At 73.6% G+C, this 7,032-nt stretch carries 6 protein-coding genes; 3 read left to right on the top strand and 3 right to left on the bottom strand.

Translation table 11 applies throughout. The features are described 5' to 3' along the window. The first annotated feature begins 103 nt into the window (after positions 1 to 103). Positions 104 to 955 carry a DUF1707 SHOCT-like domain-containing protein gene (locus tag AOK18_RS20150; protein WP_055695270.1) on the top strand — a complete coding sequence of 284 codons (852 nt, stop codon included), beginning with the start codon at positions 104 to 106 and terminating at the stop codon, positions 953 to 955. Between the two features lie 178 nt (positions 956 to 1,133). Here AOK18_RS20150 and AOK18_RS20155 read toward each other — a convergent pair whose 3' ends face one another. Next, on the bottom strand, positions 1,134 to 2,534 hold the full coding sequence (locus AOK18_RS20155) for an SGNH/GDSL hydrolase family protein (RefSeq protein ID WP_055695271.1): 1,401 nt from the start codon (positions 2,532 to 2,534) through the stop codon (positions 1,134 to 1,136). 434 nt (positions 2,535 to 2,968) lie between these two features. On the opposite strand from AOK18_RS20155, the gene AOK18_RS20160 reads away from it, so the two are divergent. Together AOK18_RS20160 and AOK18_RS20165 are read left to right on the top strand one after the other, a co-directional pair. Continuing rightward, a complete protein-coding gene (locus tag AOK18_RS20160; RefSeq protein ID WP_079039694.1) occupies positions 2,969 to 4,384 on the top strand; it encodes a DUF445 domain-containing protein in 1,416 nt (471 codons plus the stop codon). A 141-nt stretch (positions 4,385 to 4,525) separates the two neighbouring features. Further along, positions 4,526 to 6,019 carry an MFS transporter gene (locus AOK18_RS20165; protein WP_055695272.1) on the top strand — a complete coding sequence of 498 codons (1,494 nt, stop codon included), beginning with the start codon at positions 4,526 to 4,528 and terminating at the stop codon, positions 6,017 to 6,019. 213 nt (positions 6,020 to 6,232) lie between these two features. On the opposite strand, the gene AOK18_RS20170 is transcribed toward AOK18_RS20165, so the two are convergent. Together AOK18_RS20170 and AOK18_RS20175 are read right to left on the bottom strand one after the other, a co-directional pair. Further along, positions 6,233 to 6,532, bottom strand: coding sequence for a hypothetical protein (locus AOK18_RS20170; RefSeq protein WP_055695273.1), 300 nt, complete (start codon positions 6,530 to 6,532; stop codon positions 6,233 to 6,235). A gap of 158 nt (positions 6,533 to 6,690) precedes the next feature. Continuing rightward, complete coding sequence (locus AOK18_RS20175; protein ID WP_055571534.1) at positions 6,691 to 6,921, bottom strand: hypothetical protein; 231 nt, start codon at positions 6,919 to 6,921, stop codon at positions 6,691 to 6,693. Positions 6,922 to 7,032 lie beyond the last annotated feature (111 nt).

The following is a 7,032-nucleotide window of genomic DNA, read 5'->3' on the forward strand; positions in this document are numbered from 1 at the left end:
CGGGGCGAGGGCCGGGAGGACGGCCGGGGAGACGGCCGGGAAGACGGTGCCGGGCGGGTGGTCTCGTAGCCCTCGGCGGGGGCCACCTCGTAGGCTGCTGGGTATGACCGACGACGCAGTTCCGGACCTCCGCGCCTCCGATGCCGACCGCGAGCGCGTCGCCGCCGTCCTGCGGGACGCGGTCGCCGAGGGACGCCTGGACATGGAGGAGTTCGAGGAGCGGCTGGACGCGACGTACAGGGCGCGGACCTACCGGGAGCTCGAGCCGATCACCCGTGACCTGCCCGCCCCCGGCGTGTCCGCCCCCGTGGTCTCCCTGACGAAGTCCCCCGAGCCGGGCGACGGTTGGGCGAGCCGGGTGGGTGTCGGCGACGACGCGCCGTCGACGTGGGCCGTCGCCGTGATGTCGGGGTTCCAGCGCAAGGGCCGGTGGACGGCGCCGCGGAGGTTCAACTGCTTCGCCTTCTGGGGCGGCGGCGAGATCGATCTGCGCGAGGCGGACTTCGCGGACCGCGAGATCGTGATCAACGCGGTGGCGGTCATGGGCGGGATCGACGTCATCGTTCCGCAGGGCGTCGAGGTCGTCGTCCGCGGGATCGGCGTCATGGGCGGCTTCGACCACCGTGAGGAGGGCGTGCCGGGCGAGCCGGGCGCCCCGCGCGTGATCATCTCGGGCTTCGCCTTCTGGGGCGGTGTCGGCGTCAAGCGCAAGCTGACCCGGATGGAGAAGCAGCAGATCCGCGAGGAGCGCCGCCGCGAGAAGCTGGAGCGCAGGGCGAACCGCCGCGGGGAGCCGGCGGGCGGTGACGCGGACCTGCGTGAGCCGGGTGCCTCGTGGCCGGGCCGGTCCGCCCTCGGTCACGGCGGCTTCGGCCACGGTTCCCTCGGCTTCGGCTCCCCGCACGGCCGGCGGACCGAGGAGCAGGGCGAACGCCGCCGCGACCGGGACCGCTGACCAGGCCGTCGCCGACCGCGACCGTCGGCCGGGACCGCAGGACGGGGACCGTCGGCCGGACCACCGACCGGGACGGCTGACCGGGATGCCCGGCCGAGGCGGCCGACCGCTCCCCGGCCGTTGCCGCCGGGAAGGAGCGGGACGGGGCGGAACGGAGGCGGCCCGGCCCCGTCGCCCCCTACAGCCGCGCCGGTGCCCCGCCCTTCAGGTCGTCCAGGTCGAAGCTCTCGGCCATCCGCGTGTACCCGCGGTCGCTCGGGTGCAGATGGTCGCCCGAGTCGTAGAGGGGGCGCAGCCGGCGCGGGTCGTAGGGGTCGCGCAGCGCCCGGTCGAAGTCGACGACGGCGTCGAAGACGCGCCCCGCGCGGATCTCCGTGTTGATCCGCTGCCGCACCGCCTCGCGCGCGTCGGTGTATCCGCGGTGGCCGCCGAACGGCATCAGGGTCGCGCCGACGACCTTCAGCCCGCGGGCGTGGGCCCGGTCGACGAGGGTTCTCAGCCCGCCGACGACCGCGTCGGGGTCGGCGAGGCCGGGGTCGCGCAGGATGTCGTTGATGCCGAGGTCGACGACGAGGACCTTGACGTTCGTCCGGCCGAGGACGTCGCGGTCGAAGCGCTTCAGGGCGCTGGGGTTCTCCGCGGGGCGGCCGAGGCCGTCGGCGAGGACGCGGTTGCCGCTGATGCCGCCGTTGACGACGCTGTAGCGCGGTACGTCCCGGCCCGCCGCGGCGGCCTCGCGCAGCCGGTCGGACAGGACGTCCGGCCAGCGGTTGTCGGCGTCGACGGTGGAGGTGCTGCCGTCGGTGAGCGAGTCGCCGAGGGCGACGACGGTGCCCTCCGCGTTCCTGCTCAGCACGTCCAGCCCGGTCAGGTAGCGCCAGAAGGTGCTCTCCTCGGTGTACACGGCGCCGGTCGTGTCCCCGGTGTGCTCGCCGACGGCGGCGTAGGAGGTCTGGCGGGCGTGGGTGTGCCGGGTGACCGGTCCGGAGCCGGTGGGGGAGTAGGTGGTGACCAGGACGTCCGCGTCGTGCGGGACGGCGAGGCGGACGGCGTCGCTCGTCACCTGGCCCCCGGCGGGGACGACGACGGTGGTCTGCCCCCGGAAGGTGACCCGCCGCATGGTGCCGGCGAGGGCCGCCGCGTCGCCCCGGCCCGCGGACAGGGCGATCGAGGCGTGGCTGACGGTGAGCGGGGACTGGCCGTAGAGGTTGGACAGGGTGATCCGGGCGGCGGTGCCGCCGACGCTGGTGTGCACGACGTTGCGCACCGAGCGGTCCGCGAGGCCGGTCAGTTCGGTGCCGGGTTCGCCGCCGACCGGCGGGGCGGCCCAGGAGGAGACCCAGGTGCCGGTGGAGGCCGGTGCGGCCGGGTTCCCGCGGCCCTCGCGCCCGTCGCCGCCGCGCGCCTCGGCGCGGGTGGCGCGGTCCCCGGCGCCGTCGCCGTACAGGCCGGACGGCACCCCGGCCGCTCCGACGTATATGGCCGCGGACACCGCCACGATCGCGGCGAGTACCGCGGCGAGCAGGGCGCGGTACTTCGCGGTGGGCGCCCCCGCGCCCCCGTCACGTCCCCCGGTCATGCTGTTCTGTTCTCCTCGGACGGTCGGAGTCCGAGACTCCGTACGGATGAGCCCATGATGCGGCATGGACGAGCGGCACTCCGACGGCCCCCCGCCGGGATTCCTTCCCGGCGGTCACCCGCCTTTGACCCCGGTTCTCCCTGGTCTCCCTCCGGCTTCCCCCTGAGGTCCGCCCCGGGCCCGCGGCGCGAATTGCCCTGATTTTCCCCTGATTCCCCGTGTTTCCGGAGCGTGTTCCGCCCGTTCTCCGGGCGGATCCTCCCGCCGGATCCCCTGCCGGGGCGTCCGTCGGGGCATCAGCGGGCCACTCATGGGACAGACGCGGGGAACTCCTGTTCCGTTCCGGGAGTCGGACGGGAAGGGACAATGTGTGAGGGATCACCGGACGGGCGGAGCGGATGGAGCGGGACGGAACGGATGAACGGATCGGGCGGATGAGCGAGGCGGACGCCACGGACACCGCGCACACGAAGGGCGCCGTGCGCAAGGAGGACACCGCGGTCGCCGGAGGCGGAAGCGGGGGCGTCGGCGGAGGCGGTGAGGGCCCGCGCGCACAGGCCCGCGCCGGTGGTGCCGCGCACCGCACGATGACGACGTTCAGCCCGGCGGACGAGGAGAAGCGGCGCGGAGTGCGCCAGATGAAGCTCATCGCCACCGGCCTGCTGCTGTTCGTCGCCGTGGTGTACGCCCTCGCCGAGTGGGCGTCCCACGCGGGCGCCGGCGCCTGGGCGGGCTACGTCGCCGCGGCGGCGGAGGCGGGCATGGTCGGCGCGCTCGCCGACTGGTTCGCCGTGACCGCCCTGTTCCGCCACCCGCTGGGCCTGCGCATTCCGCACACCGCGATCATCCCCACCAAGAAGGACCAGCTGGGCGTCTCCCTGGGCGAGTTCGTCGGTGAGAACTTCCTCTCCGAGGACGTCGTCCGCGGGCGGCTGCGGTCCGTCGGCATCGGCGGCCGGCTCGGCGCCTGGCTGGCGGTGCCCGAGCACGCCGACCGGGTCACCGCCGAGCTGTCGGCCGCCCTGCGCGGTGCGCTGACCGTCCTGCGCGACTCCGACGTGCAGGCGGTGGTCGGCGAGGCGATCACCCGCCGCGCGGACGCCCAGGAGATCGCGCCCGGCATGGGCAAGCTGCTGGAGCGGATCGTCACCGACGGCGGCCACAAGAAGGCCGTCGACGTCGTCCTCACCCGCGCCCACGACTGGCTCGTGACGCACGGCGACTCCGTGATGGACGCCGTGCAGGGCGGCGCCCCCGGCTGGACCCCGCGCTTCGTGGACCGCAAGATCGGCGACCGCGTCTACAAGGAGCTGCTGCGCTTCGTCACCGAGATGCGCGACATGCCCGCCCACCCCGCGCGCGGCGCCCTCGACCGCTTCCTCACGGACTTCGCCTCCGACCTGCAGTCCGACACCGAGACCCGCGCCCGGATCGAACGCCTCAAGAGCGAGATCCTCGGCCGCGACGAGGTCCAGGACCTGATCGCCTCCGTCTGGACGGCCGTACGGGCCATGATCGTCTCCGCGGCGGAGGACGAGCGCAGCGAGCTGCGGCTGCGCGTCCGCGCCTCGCTGCTGTCGCTGGGCGCGCGCATGTCGGCCGACACCAGGCTGCAGGGCAAGGTCGACGGCTGGCTGGAGAGCGCCGCGGTGTACGTCGTCACCACCTACCGGGGGGAGATCACCTCCCTGATCACGGACACCGTGGCGGGCTGGGACGCCGAGCACACGACGAAGAAGATCGAGGCCAACATCGGCCGCGACCTCCAGTTCATCCGCATCAACGGCACGGTCGTCGGCTCTCTCGCCGGGCTGCTGATCTACACGGTCTCCCGCATGCTGGGGGCTTAGGGCCCCGCCGGCGGGGCCCTCTGCGGCGGGCCCCGCGGCCTCCCGGCGCGGCGGGCGTGTTCCTCCCGGCCCAGGGCACAAGGGAGACGTTCGCCCGGCGGAGCTCGAGGGAGCCCGGCGGAGTTCGACGGAGAGGGAGCCATGACAGGGGAAGCGTCGTCGGCCGCAGTGCCCGCCTCGACCGGAACCATCACCACGGCCGTCCCGGCCCGCCTGGACCGGCTGCCCTGGTCCCGGTGGCACTGGATGATCGTGATCGGCCTGGGCACCGTCTGGATCCTGGACGGACTGGAAGTCACGATCGTCGGCAACGTCGCCGGCCGCATCGCCGAGGAAGGCAGCGGCCTGGACATCACCTCCGCCCAGATCACGGGTCTCGCCGCCGCCCTGTACGTGGCGGGCGCGTGCCTGGGGGCCCTGTTCTTCGGCCGGCTGACCGACCTCTACGGCCGCAAGAAGCTGTTCATGGCGACGCTGGTCGTCTACCTGGGGGCCACCGCGCTGACCGCTCTCTCCTTCGAGACCTGGTGGTTCTTCCTCTTCCGGTTCCTCACCGGCTTCGGCATCGGCGGCGAGTACGCGGCCATCAACTCCGCGATCGACGAACTGATCCCGTCCCACTACCGGGGCCGGGTCGACCTCATCATCAACGGCAGCTACTGGCTCGGCGCGATCGGCGGCTCCCTGCTGTCCATCGTGATGCTGGACACCGACATCTTCCCCAAGGACCTCGGCTGGCGGCTCAGCTTCGCCCTCGGCGTCGTCCTCGGCCTGGTCGTCCTCCTGGTCCGCCGGCACGTCCCGGAGAGCCCGCGCTGGCAGTTCATCCACGGCCAGGGCGAGAAGGCCGACGAACTCGTGTCGTCCGTCGAACGGGAGATCGAGAGGGAGAAGGGGAAGCCGCTGCCCCCGCCCGCCGGTGAGATCACCATCCACCAGCGCAAGAGCATCGGCTTCGGTCTGATCGCCAAGACCGTCTTCGGCCGCTACCCGCGCCGCGCGGTCCTCGGCCTCGCCCTCTTCATCGGCCAGGCCTTCCTCTACAACGCCATCACCTTCGGCTTCGGCGCCATCCTCATCACCTTCTTCGACGTGCCGACCGGCAGCACCGGCTACTACTTCGCCGTCATCGCCGCCGGCAACTTCCTGGGCCCGCTGCTCCTCGGCAAGTTCTTCGACACGGTCGGCCGCCGGATCATGATCTCGGGCACGTACCTGCTGTCGGGCCTCCTGCTCTTCGGCACGGCCTGGCTCTTCGACAACGGCTCGCTCACGGCCACGACCATGACCGCCTGCTGGTGCGTGGTGCTGTTCTTCGCGTCGGCCGGCGCCTCCAGCGCCTACCTGACCGTCTCCGAGATCTTCCCGATGGAGACCCGCGCCATGGCCATCGCCTTCTTCTACGCCCTCGGCACCGCCGCCGGCGGCATCAGCGGCCCGTTGATCTTCGCCGGCCTGACCGAGTCCGGCGTGGTCGGCGACACCGTCCTGGCCTTCCAGATCGGCGCCGGGCTGATGTGCGCGGCGGGCGTCGTGGCGGCGTTCCTCGCGGTGAACGCGGAACGCCGCTCGCTGGAGGACATCGCCACCCCGCTCTCCGCCACGGAGGCGAAGGAGGAGGGGGCACTCGGGTGACACGGCCGGCCCGCCGCGGGCGACGCGACGGGTTCCGGCCCAGGTGGCACGACCGGTCCCGCCGAGGGTGCGGGGAGCGGTCCCGGCGGGGACGAGGACGAACGGCCCCGCCGCGGCCGGAAGGAGCGCTCCCGCCGGGGCCGGAAGAAGTGCTCCCGCCGGGGCCGGAAGGAGCGCTCCCGCCGCGGCCGGAAGAAGTGCTCCCGCCGCGGGTCAGCGCCAGTCGCCGGTCAGCCAGGCCAGGAGGCGGGGGTCGGGTGTCGCGTCGCACGGCACGACACCCTCGACGGAGACGAACTCCGTGGTGAAGACCCGGGACATGACGGTGACGCCCCGGTCGAAGCCCCCGGCGACGTCGCCGGGCTCCGTGATCGTCACCTCGGAGGCCGTGACCGGCCCGGACGGACCGCAGCCGACGTGAGGGAGGGGCTGGCCGAGGTACCAGCCCCCGGCGAACACGGCGTACAGGACGGCGGCGGCGCCCAAGCGGCGCGGGGTTATCCAGGTGGGCACGCGGGAAGCTTTCCACACCCGGGGGGACGGGGGGGAGGAGGACGGACGCCGTCCTCACCCGCGTTCGCGCCACCGCACCGGACGGAGCCGGGGACGGGCCGGCGGTGACCCGCTCCCCGGGGCGGACCCCGGCCGGACGGAGCTCCTCGACCGGGGACTCAGCCGGACAGGTCCGAGCCGGTCTCCCGGTCCAGGACGCGGCGGGCCGCCTCGGCCTCCGCCGCCCGCGGGGACAGTTCGTCGAGGGAGTCGAGTTCGGTGTCGCTCTCCAGTTCCCGTTCCCAGGCCGCCGCGAGCTGCTCCTGCTCCTCGCGCGGTTTGGCACCGATGGCCTCCCGGTGCTCCGGGTCCAGAGCCGTCAGGAATCGTCCGACCGGGTCCGTGGACATGCCGTGCTCCTTGTCGCTGGGAAGAAGGCCGCTCCCAGCACCAGCATGGCCAGCCGGTCCGAAGACGGCGACCCGAGGCGCCCGGCGCCGACGGCGGCCGCGCCCGCCCGG

Source organism: Streptomyces prasinopilosus (assembly GCF_001419695.1).
In the GTDB taxonomy this organism is placed as follows: domain Bacteria; phylum Actinomycetota; class Actinomycetes; order Streptomycetales; family Streptomycetaceae; genus Streptomyces; species Streptomyces prasinopilosus.